This window comes from Psittacicella melopsittaci, assembly GCF_003585925.1.
Taxonomy (GTDB): Bacteria; Pseudomonadota; Gammaproteobacteria; order Enterobacterales; family Psittacicellaceae; genus Psittacicella; species Psittacicella melopsittaci.
Window position 1 is genome coordinate 21760 of record NZ_NRJH01000057.1, and the last position, 15888, is coordinate 37647.

Consider the following 15888-nt stretch of genomic DNA (forward strand, 5'->3'; position numbering starts at 1 on the left):
TATTTGGGTTTAAAAGATTTTTTTGCTATAATATTTTATATAAGGTATAATTACCTACTGTCTTATTCATTTAATATAACTCCTTAAAATTAAAGTTTTTATATTAAATTTATAATTTTTTTTGTAATTCGTGAAACTTTTAAGAATAATATTTGTCTAATTTAATAGTTAGAGAGAGTTAAATAAAATTGCTTAATAAGTTTTCTTGCTAAGGATACGAGATTACTCATGTCAGAGCGTAGCTTAAAGCAGATTGACAATAATGATGAAGATTTACGTCAGCAAGAACTTAAGCTAATTGAACGAATTAAGTCTGGCGATATGAATGCTTTTGGTATTCTTGTGACGAGATACCAAAATAGATTAATCCAATTTCTCTTAAAAAAATATGGTGATAATGGGCTTGTAGAGGATGTTGCCCAGAATGTTTTTGTATTGGCATACAGAAAATTGGATTCATTTCAAGGTAAAAGTAGATTCTACACTTGGTTATGTACCATTGCTATACGCCAAATGTTAAACGCAATAAGCGCCAGAGATCGACGAGTTAGCTTAACGTTTGAATCTGATATGGGTTATGAGGGATCATATGTTGATCTCCAAGAAGATAAAAGTAATTCCATAGAAGATAATATAATCGCCGATGAAAATAGAAGAGTTCTACAAGAACTCCTGAATCAAATTCCAGAACATATATTAAGACCTTTCCTAATGCGTATACAGAAAGGTATGAGTTATAAGGATATAAGTGCTGAGTTAAACTTAACTATTGACTCAGTTAGATCCAGAATCAATCGAGCTCGAATCATGTATAAAGAGCTGATTGAAGAAAATGGTATACTTTCAAAGCTTTAATATTATTATGAGTGCGAATCATCTTATTAATTTAGCAGATGAACTGGCAACAGGTAAGATCACACTAGAAGATTTATTTTATGATCAACTAGTAGCTGATGTATTAACGCTAAAAGATATGGATCAGGATGTTGAAAAAGATCCAGACTTCTATGTTGATACGCCTGCTGACCTACAAAAATTTGCAAATTTTGATTTTACCAAAAGCGTAATGTCAGAGATCGCAAATTTAGAAGTTGCTGAAGACGAAGAGTTTTATGAAGTTGAAGATGATATCGACAGTCCTGTTGCTATCGAACTAGAGGATGTTAAACAAACTCCTTATGCTAACTTAGGTAACAACAACGGCATTGCCTTCTTTAGTGAAAAACATGAAGAACCTAGCAATCCTGAGTATCAGCCTAGACCAGCAACTAGTGCAACTTCAGTAAAAACTGAAACTTCAATTTTTAATTTACGAAACATTTTTGGTGCTGCTTTTGCTTTTATTGCAACATTCGCATGTATTGGTTTATTTAACAAGTTTATTAATAACAATGGATCATTTAGTACTTTAGCTTATTCAGATCCAGCTTTAACTAAAGCACTAGATAGCAATAACAGCGGTTTATTGGTTAATAACTTTGCGAATACAAGTGTTGCAAGTAATTATTCTTTCAAAGCGTACGAAGTTAATGATCCGGTATTTAAAAACTACCAACCACAATTATTAACTAATGTACAACTTGTAAGTTTACATTTAATTCAACCAACACAAAAAATGGAAGGTCTATTATTATCAGATAAACAAACTATTAATTTATCTACTTTCGTAACTAACTACGAAATCCAAAAACGTTTATCGCCAAATAAATAGAACTAACAAAAAAGCGACATAGACAAAATGTTCTATGTCGCTTTTTTTTGCTATAATAACTATTAAAAAACAAATCGTTGAATTGAATGAATATGAAAAAGGTTCTTGCATATGTTGCCGTATCTCTTTTAGGCTTTTCTTCAATAGCACAAGCGGCAACAGATAAAAAAGATAATATTACCCCATCTCAAAGTGCAATTAAAGATTTAATTGAAATGAGTAAGCAAATTAAATCTTTAAACTACACTCTATATTTTGGTGTTTACAATACCACAGGTTATACAGCATATAGATTCAACAATTATTTTGTTAATGATATTCGTTATGCTGAACTTTCTAACCTTGATGGTCCAGTTTATAACGTTTATTTAAAAGGAGATCTTATTGGTAACTCCTCTTATGCCCTAAAAGGTACAACTTTTAATGTTTTACCTAATGTTTTTAATGCCAACTTTTCGAAGCTTTCGCAAAACTATCTTATGGCAAAAACAGGGCAAGCTCGTGTTGCTGATAAAGAAGCAGTAGTATACGATATTACTAATAAGTATTCTAACCTATACTCTTATCGTTTAGCTATAGATACAACCACAAAACTGCCTTTAAAAGTAGATCTTCTCTATCGTGATTTAGTATCTAATTCATATACAATTCTAAATTCATTTTCGACTATTTATTTAGAGTTAGGCATGGATCAACAATCCTTAGCTAAAATTCAAAATGCCGTAATTAATACTAACTCTATTTTTGGTAGTTCAGTTGATCAAAATCTAAAAAATAAATTTGAGCAAATAGTTAACATTCCTTTCTTACCACCTGGTTTTACTTTAAAGTCTAACAATGAAGTATCTATGGTAGGCAATAGTTTAATTGCTAATGAAAGTACAAGCAATAGCAATGACAAGCAATTAATGTTAGCCCAAACCTATAGTGACGGCTTATTTAGCTTTACTATTTACGTTAGCGAAAATGAGGTTAATACTAACGACCATTATTACTGGCAACAAGGGGAAACCACCCTATATGCCGAAGATTACGCTAAACGTAAACTAATTATTGTCGGACAAATTCCATTATCTTTAGCTAAGGGAATTATTAACTCCGTAACGGTAAAAAATAGCCAAGGAAACTATTCTCACCCTACAGGTTTTGGTCAACAGTTAAATACCCAACAATAATATGAATGAAATCTATCGCAATGCCCAAGTAGAAAGCATTGAGATTAAAGACAATACAGCTTTTATTAAAGCTCGTATGCTCACTAATAAGGAATTTTGTTCAGCTTGTGCCCGTGGTGAAGGTTGTGGAGCTATCTTCTTCAACCAATTAACCTCTTTAGGACGCAATAAAAACCTAGTTGAGCTTAGTGCCCAAGCAGCTCAAATCAAACACGAACAACTTGCGGTTGGTGATGTAATCAAAATCGAAACTTCACGGGCTAGTTTTTGGTTAGGTATAACCATTTTCTATCTCGTACCGCTTATTGTTGCGGTGCTTATACCAAGTTTTTTCCTTTACCTTTTTCAAGTTAGTGATTTAATCTCGGCTCTGGTTATTTTAATTAGCTTAATTGCCTATTATCTGGTAGCAAGTTCAATATTTAAAAGCTATCAGGCTAAAGTAAAATACGCAGGTCTTGATTATTCTCTTAATAACCAACCTGCACCAGTTAATTTAGATAACTTTACGGGTAAATTCAATCAATTATAGAAAAAAAGTCCTCTGAATCATCAGAGGACTTTTTTTGCATTTTGTAATAGTTGAGCAAATTTTTCTTTACCTTGCCCTACAGCAGGTTGCTTTTTTGGTAAAACAAAAGAACTGCGTCCGCCTAATTCTATGCGAACAAAATAGTCATCAAATTCTTGATTATATTCTCCTTCTTTACCATAGCATTTTAAGCTTTGGGCAAAGTAGCCAGGTTTACCGTCAGGTTGCTCAAAATCCTTTAAGGTAGTCCCACCTACAGCTATTGAAGCTTGTAAAGTCTTTTTAATACAAGCAACAAGCTCTTCAAATTGATTTAATTTTAAATCACAAATAAAAGTACAAGGGTTAATATTACACTCATAGAGAGACTCATTAGCGTAGATATTTCCCACTCCTACTACTACTGCATTATCCATTAAAACTAGTTTAATTGGACGCTTGGTTTTCTTTGCGACAAACTTAGCAAGATAAGCTGCATTAAACTCATCACTTAAAGCATCTGGACCATTTTTAGCAAATAGTTCATGCTCAGCAAATTGGTCTTGCGGAATAAAGGTTACTCCACCAAAGCGACGATGATCATTGTATCTTAATTCTGTGCCATTGCTAAACTGAATTTGCACATGATCATGCTTAAGTAAAGGTATGTCTTGCTTTACAACTTTTAAGTTACCTGACATGCCTAAATGAATTACTATATAGCCCTTGGCATTTTTTAAGCAAATATATTTAGCACGACGAAACACATCTTCAACTGTTGTTCCTACTTGATCTAAAAGATCTTGACCGGGTACAAGTCGGCACTTAGAGTTATTAATTTTTATTTGAGAAATCTTTTGTGATAAAACTAAAGGCTTAATACCTCGTACCGTAGTTTCTACTTCTGGTAATTCAGGCATAGTTAATCCTATTTTTTCTTATAGCGTTTACTTTTATTTTGTAGTTTTTTAGGATCAACAAAAGGCTTAGATGTTCCTAAACGTCGAGCTGTAGGACTATATCTTTGTTTATTTGTTTTTCCTTTGGTTTCTTTAGAAGCTAAAGCATTACTTAAAAAGCCATTATCTTCTTCTTGCTCTGCTTGCGTTTCGATTACCAGACTATTTTTATCTGGTGGAGTTAAATCGGTAATCCCCATTTGCTCATATTTACTTGTCACAGGAGCAAACCAAGTATCAAGTACTTGAGCTAGTTTGTCTATGCCGCGTTTTTTCACCGCAGACACTGGAATTACTTGAATAGGTTCTGGATCTGGGTTTTCTTCACTAGCAACCGTAAAGGCTACTAGGGCTTCGTTTACTAAACGAATTTGCTTCATTAACTCTTGTTGCGTAAGTTTATCTGTTTTAGTTAACACAACTACCACAGGCACACCAAACTCAACACACCATTGCAGCATTTGTTGATCTAAAGGTTTTAAAGGATGACGCGAATCCATTAATAGCACTATTCCAGCTAAGTATTCACGTTTTTCTAAGTAAGTACCTAAAGATTTTTGCCATTCAATTTTTAGCTTTTCAGGAACTGCAGCATAGCCATAACCAGGTAAGTCTACAAGGTTTACATAAGGAGCAACAGCAAAGAGATTTATTAATTGCGTTCTTCCTGGCGTACTTGAGGTTTTAGCTAGGTTTTTTTGATTACAAAGGGCATTAAGCAATGAGGACTTGCCCGCATTAGAGACACCTACAAAAGCTACCTCTAGACCATTGTCTACAGGTAATTTGGCAATCGAAGGCGAACTCATAATAAACTTGGTGCGTTGATAATTTAATTTAAGCATAAATTTAAAAAAATGGCTACAAAAGTAGCCATTATACTATTAACGATTACCTACAAAAGGTATTTTACCTGAATTAATATAACGACCGAAACGGTTATTATAGTTATTATTAAAGCCAATAAGATTTAAAGAAAAGTCAAAGCCATTTTCATATTGATTTGCACCAATACGTCTACGTTCGTAAGAAAAACTTACAGACCAACCGTAGTAAACATAGTTAAAGGCAATATTACGATCAACTAGTTTCCAGTCGTGCACATCTACATAGTTTGAAAATAGCATTGATAATTGCGGGTTAATATCCCAAACATAGGCAAAACCTACTTGCTTAATTTGAGTATTACTATAAGCTGTTATAGCCGCACTTTCGAGATACTTTTTGGTAGCAAAACGATAATTTAACTGCACTATATTAGTTAAACTTGGTTGATAGTTAAATGACACTATCCCCATTGACGCATTAGTGTTAGTTAAATCGGTAATCGCTGCTGTATCTAAGTTAAATTTATCAGCAATATTGTAGTGAAGACTTGTTACTAGGTTACGCTTATACTTTCTATATCCCCCATTAGGTTCTATATGAAAGTAATTTAATTTGGTAACCGATTGAACAAGGTTTATACGAGCAGTAAATTTATCTTGCCCAGTAAATCTGTCAGTAAATTGAAGCTTATAACCTAAGTTAATATCATTAGCTTCTTGAGGACGATCTATACCAAAGCTATAGATACCATTTTGGATCATTAAGACACTTGGTAAAATCGATGAAGAGTCATAATTATAAAAACGCGTATCGTTTTTATGATTTACATGGCGATAAGTATAACCTAAGCTCGGCGTAACTGTTACAGCATAGCGATTAAAGGCAAGAGTGTCTCGAACTAATTTAGTTGAGAAATCTGCGGTAAACTCAGGAGCAAAACGAGATAAGTTTTCGTAGCGACCAGTTTGGCGATTATGTTGATGATATAGAGTAACATAAGCACCTAAAGAGTAATCGGAACGGAAAACTGAGTTAATTTGCGAATAATGAACCGAGTTTTTGAGATAAAAACGATCAGCTTTATCGTAAATATCTGCATCTCGATTATATAAATGCGCAACTTGCCCTGTAGATTCAAATCTTAGCTTATTGTAAGCAAAAGGTTCTCTATAGGTAAAATTAAACTCTGGAAGCGAGTTATAAGAGTCTCTTTCGGTATTATAAATCGGTTGGAAAGTATAAGCCGAAAGATCCCAATACCATTTGCCCTTAGCATAAGAAAGTTGGTAATCTGAACTTAAAAATGAATCTGTAGTTGAATAGTAATCATAGAAGTAACGTTTATCTGAAACTCTTCTATAATTTAAACTTAAGTTATAGTCACCAAAATTGGCTAGATGTCTTAGCCCTAAGTAATAACGATAGGTTTGGTCTTTACGGTTTAAGCTGCCCGTAGTAAAGGCATAGTTAATTGTCGAAATACCATACTTAGAGCGGTAATCTAAGTTGTTATTAAAAAGAACGCCTAACTTACTTGAGAAAAAGGTACTAATTGTATACTTGGCATAGTTGTTAATATACCAAACAAACGGAATATTAATTCTAAAACCTGTAGTTGAACTAAGACCTATAGTTGGCTCTTTAAAGCCTGTTTGCGGACGTCCTGAAATATTTACACTAAATGAAGGGAACCACATTAAAGGCACTTTACCAATACGCATGGTAGCACTTTTAAAAGTTAACTCTTCGGTTTCTTGGTTAATAATCGTTTCTTTAGCACGAATATTTAAGGTAAAGTTACGAATTGGACCTGAGTAAAGTTCAGACTGGTTTAAAGTAGTTACAGTTTTATTGGTATCGAGAGAAAGGGCATGTCCGTGCATTATGGTATTAACTATCGCAAAGGTAGTTTCCTTTGCCTGTAACTCTTGTCCGCCTGAATTAAGTAATTCAATAACTAATTGATCCGCATCTAGGAATAGTTGATTAGATTTTAAGTTTACTTCCCCATCAAAGGTAATAACTTGCTTCCCGTCTTCTAGGCGCTGGTAAACTATTTCTCTTGCTTTTACTAGACGATCCCCTTGCACTAAAGATACGTCACCGCGATAAGTAATGGTATTACCACTATCAGAAGCAAACATATAGTCTGCATTAATAATTATTGGCGTTTTATTATAATCATAAAGACGTCCATCTGATCTTGGTACACGGGCTAAAAGTCTTTGGCGTGTTTGTGCTTCTTTTAAAGACTCATATACTTGGGCTGTAAAAGTATTATAGTAGTTATAATTTAGTCCAGGATATTCTTTATCTAAATTAGATAAGGTTATTGAGCTATTATAATTTTCAGTAGGGATGAGACTTTGTACTGAGCTGGCATTAGCATAACCTTCATCAGTAGAAGGTAAATTTTTTGTAAAGTCGTTTGTAATAGTTTCAGCATAAGTCGAGGAGATCACTACTTGACTTAATAAAAATAAAACTATCTTTGAGCTAAGTTTTGTTAGCCGAAACCTTTTATCTTTACCTAAAGAGAATAAATTACAAAACATGTATTAAAATTCGGTATAGTAGCTTATTTAAGGATAAAATTATTATCCAGTTACAACCCTTTATTTTATCACATTCTCGTAGTTTTTCGAGAAATTTAGACATAAAAAAAACTAGTTACAGAATCTGTAACTAGCTTAAAAAAAGGATGGCGCATCCAAGAGGATTCGAACCTCTGACCGCACGGTTCGTAGCCGTGTACTCTATCCAGCTGAGCTATGGATGCACTGAAAATAAAATGGCGCATCCAAGAGGATTCGAACCTCTGACCGCACGGTTCGTAGCCGTGTACTCTATCCAGCTGAGCTATGGATGCACTATAAATAAAATGGCGGTGAGAGAGGGATTCGAACCCTCGATGGAGATTTTGGCCCCATACTCCCTTAGCAGGGGAGCGCCTTCAGCCTCTCGGCCATCTCACCGCAAAAAACCTTATCTTGTTAAAAACAACGTTGACCATTATATCGATATTTATTCAAAAAGTCAAGCGTTTTTTTAACTTTATTTGTTAAAGAACTTAAGATTGTTAATTAATAAGTTCTTCTTTTTCTAATCAAAATCAAATAATTTTTTGTCACTAATCTTTTAATTCTAAGCTGTATTCCTTTCGAATACCTGGCTATTATAAGCAACTAAGCAACGTATGTCAATAACCTTTTTTCAACTTTTATTTTATCTGCTTGAATTTTAAAAATAAAAAATTAATTTATTTTTCCCTTTAAAAATATAAATTACGCCAAGACGATTAATTTTTTGGCTAAATATGCTATAATTTTTACTAAAACTAATTAATTAATTTAATCTCGAATAGAATTATGTCTACTCATAAAAAGTCAGAGACAAAAAAATATATTGCTGTAATAGATATGGGGTCAAATAGTTTTAACCTCATTATAGCAAGAAGATTTGGCTTATCTCGCCCAGTAATTAAGAGATTTAATATTACTGTGCAATTAGCACGCTACTTAAACGAAGAAAATATTCTCTTACCTGAAGGTATTGCTCGCTGTTGCAAAGCCTTAAAATCTATGCAAGAGTTTATTAGTCATTTTAAAGATGATATTGAAGTTCGTGCAAATGCTACCTATACTATTCGTAGTACAGTAAATAAAGACCAATTACTGGCAGAAATAGCTAAAGTATTCCCGCATAAAGTAAATATTCTCACAGGTGAAGAAGAAGCACGCACTATTTTTAAAGGTATAGCTCTTTCTAATCCTATTACCGATGACTTTATTGCGGTTGATATTGGAGGTGGGTCGACAGAAATTATTCTATCTCGAAACCTAGAACCACAATATCTTACAAGTAAAAACTTAGGCTGTGTCTCTTTTACGCAAAAATACTTTAAAGACGGTGCAATTAGCAAAGATCTATTTGATCAAGCTTATGAAGCAGCCTGTAAAATTTTTAATACTGAATTAGATAATCCAACCGTACGCAATTATCTTGGTTGTAAAACAGCAGTTGGCTCTTCAGGTACGATTAAAAATACTTTATTACGTGTAAAAACAGGATTAAAAGAAGTCGAAAAACGAGTTACTGCTCTTTTAGAAAAACCTGAAACGGAAAAAAGTATTTATAATCGTGAGTTGTTAGTTAAGTTAGCTGAAAAAGTAAAAGTCTTTTCCGCTAAGTATAATGGACAAAATTACCTTAATGCCCAAAGTTTAGATGATTTATTAGAGTTAATTCTCGCTCATCAAAACGCCAGTCAACTTGTTTACCATGGTTTTGATGCTTCAGGTCGTTTAGTTTTAGTTGGTGGTCTAGCTATTCTTAAGGCTTTATTTACCGTTTTCCGCTTTGAAAAACTAACCTATTCTGAATCAGCATTACGGGAAGGAGTGCTCTATTTAGATCAAGATAGCAATATCTTTAAACAAATTCGTGTCTTAACTGTTCACAATCTAAGAAGAAAATTCCAATTAGAAAATAAACAGTTTAATGACTTTCATCGTCAAGCTTTATCTATTATTAAGCAAGATAAATACCTGCAACAAAATATGTCATATCAAGATGTGACTAATTATTGTGTTTTTATGCTCGTAGGTATCTCTATTAATGACGATAATTTTACCCAGCACTCAAACTACATTCTAAAAAATACTCCTCTCTATGGCTTTAACGGGGAACAAATTGCAAACATTCATAAGTTTGCTGATGCTTTAGTGGCAACAAGCCATGATTTTGCGGAACCCATGCATCGTTTAGCCCTATTAATGGAGTTAGCTTATCAATTTACTTTCTCTTCGTTCTATAAATTAATTAAACAAAACCTTCTTCGCGTAGGCTTTAATTATACAGACGGTATTATTGATAAGTTAATTATTAATGTAGCTGATAGCGTAAAAAATGATAATCCATATCTAGAAGAAAACTTTGCTCGCCTTACTAAAGTGTTAGACAAGTATAATCTAGCTATAGAAATTAAATCTTTATAAAAATAACACCTCTGAGCTCATGAGCTCAGAGGTCTTTTTTTTAGCCTTTTTTACTATCTTTACGGTTCGGATTATGTGGTACCGTTTTATCACGATTAGGTTCATTTCTTCGACGTAATAAAGCTCTTAAAACCGATACTCTATCCCCGTCTTTAACCGCATCTTGTAGCTGTGCTTTTTCAGCAAAAATTGCATAACTCATTTGTTCTTTATCTAATTGATAGATTTGTAGTACTTTAGAGTCATCAACAACTTTTTCTACTGTTAATTGCACATCATCGGCATATTTATTACTCCAAATATAAATATCCTCTGGAGAAGCACCGTATATAAGTTCTACTTTTTGCATATTTCCCCTGGTTTATATTTTTCATGGGCACGTTTAACAAAACTGTCTGCCATCGACTGCATAGTCTTTTTAAAAGGAGTTCCGACTATCATTCCTATAATACCACTAAATTCATAGTCGATATACAAGGTTATTAAAGTAGTTTTATCATCCACTTGGGTAAATAACCAATAGCCTTGTAACCTATCAAAAGGTCCTTCAACTAGCTCCATAGTAATTTTATTGTAGGGATAAAAAGTTGTTAAAGTACTAAAACTCTTTTTGAACTGTAAAAAAGACATTTCCAGCTCGGCAATAACTGCATTTCCCTCTTGTTTATAGGTTTTTGCTCCCGAACAAGCTTCAATAAAATTAGGGTACTCATTATAATCTGCTACAAGATTAAACATTTGTTCGCATGTAAATGGAACTTCTAAAGTATATTCAATAATCATAAAAATAAAAAAAGAGTAATTCTAAATGACTTTAGAATTACTCTTTGCTTTTAATTAAAAATTGAACTTTAATTTACCTCTAAAAGCAAATGAAACTAAAGTCACAATAATAATTGATACTAATACCATTATGGTTGCAACTGAGTTTACATCTGGAGTCACACCTGATTTAACAAGTGAGAATACTCGTACTGGTAATGGCTCATATCCTGGACCAGTAGTAAAGCTACTAATAATTACATCGTCCATTGAGATAATAAAGCACAGTAACCAGCTAGCTGCAATTGCAGGGAAAATTAAAGGTAAGATAATTTTAAGTAAAATTACACTTTCTGGTGCCCCTAAATCTTTAGCAGCTTCTAAAATTCGACGATCAAAACCTTGTAAACGCGAACTTATTACAATCACTGCATAAGGTAAACAGAAAGTAATATGGGCAATTAGTAAAGTTGTAAAGCCAAGAGAAAACCCTAAGGTTACAAAAAGGATTAATAAAGCTATAGCCATAACTACGTCTGGCGTAATCATGTTTAGTAAAAGTAATCCTTGTACTGCCCCTTTACCTTTAAACTTATAACGGTAAACAGCTATAGACACTAAAGCACCAATTATGGTTACTAGAGTTGCAGCTAAAAAGCCTATAGTTAAAGAGTGCAGAGCTGCATTAATCATATCTTGGTTATTAAAGAGCTTTTCATACCAACGCCAAGTAAAGCCATCCCAGCGAATACCATAACGGTTGGCATTGAAACTATTAACCACTAATACCGCAATTGGTAGATACATAAATAGCACAACTAAGGCTATTATGAAAGTAATTGCAATTCTTTTTATCATTACTCTACTCTCCCTATTTTAAATCTGTTTACTAACCACATAGTAAACATAAGGATAATAATCATCGCAATAGACAGAGCGGCACCTAATGGCCAGTTTCTTGTAAATAAGAACTCTGATTTAATTACCGAACCGATTAATAATGATTTAGGACCTCCAAGGAGTTCTGAAATATAGAATAAGCCCATAGAAGGTAAGAATACTAAAGTAAAGCCCGCTACTACACCCGGAAAGGAAAGAGGGAAAATAATTTTAGTAAATCTTCTAAATGGACCAGCACCTAAATCTTTTGCAGCTTCAATAAGACGATGATCTATTTTTTGCAGAGAAGAGTAAATCGGAAGAATCATATATGGTAATAAAATAGATACCATACCTATGATAACTGCCGTATCTGTATATAAAATTCTTAAAGGACTATCAATAATTCCTAAAGAAATTAATGTTTGGTTAATAAACCCATTAGCTCCTAAAAGGTTTTTAATCCCATAAATTCTTACTAAGCTGTTAGTCCAGAACGGAAGCAGAACCAGAATTAGTAAAAATGCGTGCCATTTTTTCTTACAATTAACTACCGCAAGGGCATATAAATAGCCCACAATAAAGGTAAATAATGTAGTCCATAAGGCTAAATAAAGACTATTTTCGAATACTTTTAAATAGGTTGGGTCAACTAGTTTAGTGTAGCTCTCTAGAGAAAACACCGCTTGGTAAAAGCTCTCTGGTGATGGTGAGAAAAAGCTAACTAAGATTACTAAAATCCCTGGAACGAGAATAAATAACCCCAACCAAGCAAGAATAAAAACTATAGTAAAGTTTTTAATCGACAGTAGGTTTGTTAGACTTCTCATCTAAAACTACCTCCCAACTATCATGCCATGTAATTGCAACTTTTTGTCCAATATTGTGGTTCATTGAAGGATCATCTTCATTGAAGAACTCAGAGGTTACAATTATCTGCCCGTTTGTCAGTTTAACTCGTGAATCTAGAGTCATACCTTTATAGTTCAGGTCGATAATTTCTCCATACACCCCATCAATATTTTCATCAAATCTTTGAATCTCTTCAACGATTAAGTCTTCTGGACGTAAAAGTACTAAAAGTTGCTTACCAGGGAAAACGTCTAGATCAGTATTAATAATACAATCACGACCTGCTACTTTTGCACGTACGCGATTTTCTTCAATACGCTCTATTACCGTTGCTTCAAATACGTTGATTTCACCAATAAACTCTGCCACAAAAAGATTTGCAGGTTCTTCGTAGATTTCTCTTGGTGTTCCGTCTTGAACAATTTTCCCTTTGTTCATTACAATTATACGGTCAGACATGGTTAAAGCTTCTTCTTGGTCATGGGTAACAAAGATAAAGCTAATGCCTAGTTTACGTTGTAATGCTTTTAATTCGTTTTGCATTTCTAAACGTAATTGGTAGTCAAGTGCTGACAAAGACTCATCTAGAAGTAGTACTTTTGGTTTATTTACTACCGCACGAGCTATAGCAACACGTTGTTGTTGACCGCCTGATAATTGGTTTGGCATACGCTCAGCAAAATTTTCTAATTTTACCATAGCTAAAGCTTCCATAACTCTTTGTTTAATTTCAGCTTCTGGAACCTTTTGCATTTTTAAGCCAAATGCCACATTATTAAAAATATTCATATGCGGGAATAAAGCATAGCTTTGGAATACTGTATTTACTTGACGCTTTTCTGCCCCTACATCGGTAACATCTTGTTGGTCAATAAATACTTTACCGCCAGTTACACTTTCTAACCCTGCGATCATACGTAAAACTGTTGTTTTACCACAACCTGAAGGACCTAAGATAGTTAAGAAAGTCCCTTGTTCAATATCTAGATTGAAGTTTTCAATCGTATTGGTTTTACCATCGTAAGACTTGCTAATATTTTCTAATCTTACAATAGACTTACTTGTTTTTTGATCTTTCACAAAATTAATATCAGAACTATTATTCATTTGCTATATACCAAAGAAATTAATTTTTAACCCATTTATATGGCTATTAAAAGTTAATAATCTCTAGAACCAAAAATTCTAGAACTTAGTTTTGACGTCCTTTTTTTTCTTTTATCTTCATAACTCTTCAAGCGCAAAAGTAAGTATAAAAGCCAGAAGATTATTTGTTTAGATAAAATACTAAAAAAGGTTATTGCTCATTGAATATAAATCTATAGCTTTAGGGTACGTCCTACCCATTAAAAAGTGTATTTCTAAAACAAAACACAATTAAAAAAAGCCCGTGCTCTTAAGCAGGGTTTCTTAAGAATTAAATTAATAAAATATTTATAGTTAACTATAAATTTCTCTATACACAATCTACTTGAGCTTTGTGAAAGATCTCGTAGTAGCAGAATGTGATGGATTAATTTTAATTAATTAAGTTCGATTTTTCATTATAGCAAAAATATACAAAATTTAAAATAAATTTCATGCCATATTTAAAATAAATACCAAGTTTCTGGGGTTTTATATTACAATATTCTTGTTAACAAATTAAAAATATTAAGGAAAATACTTATGCTCCAACACCTCAAGCATAACTATGTGTTCTATATTCTTTTTCTCCTTTTTATATTACTGGCAAGATTTGATATTACTTGGCAAAATAAGTTTCTAACCGAATACTATCGTTTACCTTTTTTCACTTTAGCAGTTATAACTAGTATTTTTATTTTTGCGTTTAGCTTTAAAAATGCTCGCCTTTGTAATACGCAAAGTTTAAATTACCGTAAACTATCTCTTGTAACCATAGGTTACTCAGGTTATGAAATTATAGCAGCTTTTATGGCACGTGACCCTTCAAAAGCTCAACTTTTAGTTTATGTAATTATCTTATTTCTCGGGATTTTATTTTACTTTCACAGAGACTCTAGACTAAACCTTGATGAAGATTCACCTGAGTTTGATAAAGCATATCTTGGCGAACGTAAATATGTGAACTGGGTTATCTATCCCGCACTGGCAATAGTTTTTGTTTTACAAAATCTTTTTTACCTTTATGTAAACTTTGCCTTTGAAATCTACTTTAACCCACTTCTGCAAATTGCTTTTGGTATCTCTCTTGCTAATGCAGCTTTAATTCTCAGTAGAACCCGACTTGATAACTTAAAACATTTTCTTTTAATTATCGAAACTCTATTTTTAATCTTAGCTCTGGGCTTTTACTTATACTTATTTGTCTCTAAGCTTCATTTTTTAAGTGATGATGCCCTAATTAGTAATAAACTAGTCTTAACCTACATTTTTACTTTCATTGCTATAGCGATTATTAACTTAAGCTTAGCCTTTACTAAAGCTTGGAAAGGTTTTAGTGGCTTTTTTATTAAGCTCTCGACCAATCTTTTATATCTAAGCTTTTTCTTAATTAGTTATCGCGTTCTATACTTTTAAACATAAATTAAGCACCCTAGTTCAGGGTGCTTATTTTATAAACATTATTTTGTTTTTTCCGCGTTAGCTTTTAATAGATCACGAATTTCTGTAAGTAATTGTTGATCTGCAGTAAGTTTAACTTCTTCAACTTTTTCTTCAGCAGCTTGCTCTTCTTCTTTTTGTTTGCTTAAAGCATTTTCAGCCATAGTACGGATCTTAATCATAGCTTTAATTACAAAGAAAATTGCAGCAGCAATAATTACTAGGTTAACAATAGCATCGATAAAATTACCATATGTAATTGCTACGCCGTCAGTAATTTGCCATTTCATGTCTTTGAAAGAAATACCACCAGTTAGTAAACCTACTAATGGCATGATAATATCAGATACTAATGATGAAACCACTTTACCAAATGCTCCACCAATTACCACACCCACAGCTAGGTCAACTACATTACCTTTTAAAGCGAATTTTTTAAACTCTTGAAATAAACTCATTTTCAATAACCTGTAAAATACAAATATAAATATAAAAGAGATAAAAGTCATTACCCTAATAAAGGGGTTAATGTTTAGTCTACGCTATTAGACTAATACTTTTAGCAAAAAGTTTTATAAATTTTTCTTATTAGCAAATAATTTACAAAATTTGCAGCCTATTATAAGCAATTTTTGTATAAAAACCAAAT

The 15888-nt window shown here is 32.8% G+C and carries 14 protein-coding genes, 3 tRNA genes and 1 pseudogene; 6 read left to right on the forward strand and 12 right to left on the reverse strand.

Features of this window, described 5'->3' with window-relative positions; translation table 11 throughout:
• Positions 1-228 precede the first annotated feature (228 nt).
• From CJP74_RS06715 to CJP74_RS06730, 4 genes are all read left to right on the forward strand, one after another.
• Positions 229-855 (forward strand): RNA polymerase sigma factor, encoded by a 627-nt coding sequence (locus CJP74_RS06715; RefSeq protein WP_119497560.1) that lies wholly within the window; start codon positions 229-231, stop codon positions 853-855.
• A gap of 7 nt (positions 856-862) precedes the next feature.
• Entirely contained in the window at positions 863-1711 is an 849-nt protein-coding gene (locus CJP74_RS06720) for a hypothetical protein (protein WP_147397064.1), read from the forward strand.
• Positions 1712-1803: 92 nt separating this feature from the next.
• Positions 1804-2886 carry a MucB/RseB C-terminal domain-containing protein gene (locus tag CJP74_RS06725; RefSeq protein WP_222986998.1) on the forward strand — a complete coding sequence of 361 codons (1083 nt, stop codon included), beginning with the start codon at positions 1804-1806 and terminating at the stop codon, positions 2884-2886.
• Between the two features lies 1 nt (position 2887).
• Positions 2888-3418 carry a SoxR reducing system RseC family protein gene (locus CJP74_RS06730; RefSeq protein WP_119497566.1) on the forward strand — a complete coding sequence of 177 codons (531 nt, stop codon included), beginning with the start codon at positions 2888-2890 and terminating at the stop codon, positions 3416-3418.
• 20 nt (positions 3419-3438) lie between these two features.
• Here the strand turns inward: CJP74_RS06730 and mutM are convergent, their stop codons facing one another.
• The 6 genes and pseudogenes from mutM to CJP74_RS06760 all read right to left on the reverse strand — a co-directional run bounded on the left by mutM (position 3439) and on the right by CJP74_RS06760 (position 8159).
• Positions 3439-4317, reverse strand: a complete 879-nt coding sequence (gene mutM, locus CJP74_RS06735; RefSeq protein WP_119497568.1) for a bifunctional DNA-formamidopyrimidine glycosylase/DNA-(apurinic or apyrimidinic site) lyase — start codon at positions 4315-4317, stop codon at positions 3439-3441.
• A 248-nt stretch (positions 4318-4565) separates the two neighbouring features.
• Positions 4566-5201 (reverse strand): annotated as a pseudogene (gene yihA / locus CJP74_RS06740) (ribosome biogenesis GTP-binding protein YihA/YsxC); the annotation flags it as partial.
• Between the two features lie 39 nt (positions 5202-5240).
• Positions 5241-7646 (reverse strand): LPS-assembly protein LptD, encoded by a 2406-nt coding sequence (locus CJP74_RS06745; protein ID WP_222987001.1) that lies wholly within the window; start codon positions 7644-7646, stop codon positions 5241-5243.
• A gap of 240 nt (positions 7647-7886) precedes the next feature.
• Positions 7887-7963: transfer RNA gene (locus CJP74_RS06750), tRNA-Arg, on the reverse strand.
• Between the two features lie 13 nt (positions 7964-7976).
• A tRNA-Arg gene (locus CJP74_RS06755) sits at positions 7977-8053 on the reverse strand.
• Positions 8054-8066: 13 nt separating this feature from the next.
• A tRNA-Ser gene (locus tag CJP74_RS06760) sits at positions 8067-8159 on the reverse strand.
• 393 nt (positions 8160-8552) lie between these two features.
• Between CJP74_RS06760 and CJP74_RS06765 the strand changes: the two genes are divergently transcribed.
• On the forward strand, positions 8553-10181 hold the full coding sequence (locus CJP74_RS06765; RefSeq protein ID WP_119497574.1) for a Ppx/GppA phosphatase family protein: 1629 nt from the start codon (positions 8553-8555) through the stop codon (positions 10179-10181).
• A gap of 40 nt (positions 10182-10221) precedes the next feature.
• On the opposite strand, the gene CJP74_RS06770 is transcribed toward CJP74_RS06765, so the two are convergent.
• The 5 genes from CJP74_RS06770 to potA are packed head-to-tail and all read right to left on the reverse strand — an operon-like array spanning position 10222 to position 13754.
• Positions 10222-10530 carry an RnfH family protein gene (locus CJP74_RS06770; protein ID WP_119497576.1) on the reverse strand — a complete coding sequence of 103 codons (309 nt, stop codon included), beginning with the start codon at positions 10528-10530 and terminating at the stop codon, positions 10222-10224.
• Positions 10518-10964 carry a type II toxin-antitoxin system RatA family toxin gene (locus tag CJP74_RS06775; protein WP_119497578.1) on the reverse strand — a complete coding sequence of 149 codons (447 nt, stop codon included), beginning with the start codon at positions 10962-10964 and terminating at the stop codon, positions 10518-10520. Before CJP74_RS06775 ends, CJP74_RS06770 begins: the two co-directional genes overlap by 13 nt.
• Positions 10965-11018: 54 nt before the next feature.
• Entirely contained in the window at positions 11019-11798 is a 780-nt protein-coding gene (gene potC / locus CJP74_RS06780) for a spermidine/putrescine ABC transporter permease PotC (RefSeq protein WP_427909970.1), read from the reverse strand.
• A gap of 2 nt (positions 11799-11800) precedes the next feature.
• Entirely contained in the window at positions 11801-12652 is an 852-nt protein-coding gene (locus CJP74_RS06785; protein WP_119497582.1) for an ABC transporter permease subunit, read from the reverse strand.
• Complete coding sequence (gene potA, locus CJP74_RS06790; protein WP_282432514.1) at positions 12621-13754, reverse strand: spermidine/putrescine ABC transporter ATP-binding protein PotA; 1134 nt, start codon at positions 13752-13754, stop codon at positions 12621-12623. Before potA ends, CJP74_RS06785 begins: the two co-directional genes overlap by 32 nt.
• A 588-nt stretch (positions 13755-14342) precedes the next feature.
• Here potA and CJP74_RS06795 point away from each other — a divergent pair.
• Entirely contained in the window at positions 14343-15215 is an 873-nt protein-coding gene (locus CJP74_RS06795; protein WP_119497586.1) for a hypothetical protein, read from the forward strand.
• A 44-nt stretch (positions 15216-15259) separates the two neighbouring features.
• Here CJP74_RS06795 and mscL read toward each other — a convergent pair whose 3' ends face one another.
• Complete coding sequence (gene mscL, locus CJP74_RS06800; protein ID WP_119497588.1) at positions 15260-15697, reverse strand: large-conductance mechanosensitive channel protein MscL; 438 nt, start codon at positions 15695-15697, stop codon at positions 15260-15262.
• Positions 15698-15888 lie beyond the last annotated feature (191 nt).

Coding starts and splice junctions, on each gene's coding strand:
- CJP74_RS06730 (WP_119497566.1), top strand. CDS start 2,888: ATGAATGAAATCTATCGCAATGCCCAAGTAGAAAGCATTGAGATTAAA.
- CJP74_RS06725 (WP_222986998.1), top strand. CDS start 1,804: ATGAAAAAGGTTCTTGCATATGTTGCCGTATCTCTTTTAGGCTTTTCT.
- mscL (WP_119497588.1), bottom strand. CDS start 15,697: ATGAGTTTATTTCAAGAGTTTAAAAAATTCGCTTTAAAAGGTAATGTA.
- CJP74_RS06775 (WP_119497578.1), bottom strand. CDS start 10,964: ATGATTATTGAATATACTTTAGAAGTTCCATTTACATGCGAACAAATG.
- CJP74_RS06785 (WP_119497582.1), bottom strand. CDS start 12,652: ATGAGAAGTCTAACAAACCTACTGTCGATTAAAAACTTTACTATAGTT.
- CJP74_RS06770 (WP_119497576.1), bottom strand. CDS start 10,530: ATGCAAAAAGTAGAACTTATATACGGTGCTTCTCCAGAGGATATTTAT.
- CJP74_RS06795 (WP_119497586.1), top strand. CDS start 14,343: ATGCTCCAACACCTCAAGCATAACTATGTGTTCTATATTCTTTTTCTC.
- CJP74_RS06720 (WP_147397064.1), top strand. CDS start 863: ATGAGTGCGAATCATCTTATTAATTTAGCAGATGAACTGGCAACAGGT.
- CJP74_RS06765 (WP_119497574.1), top strand. CDS start 8,553: ATGTCTACTCATAAAAAGTCAGAGACAAAAAAATATATTGCTGTAATA.
- mutM (WP_119497568.1), bottom strand. CDS start 4,317: ATGCCTGAATTACCAGAAGTAGAAACTACGGTACGAGGTATTAAGCCT.
- CJP74_RS06715 (WP_119497560.1), top strand. CDS start 229: ATGTCAGAGCGTAGCTTAAAGCAGATTGACAATAATGATGAAGATTTA.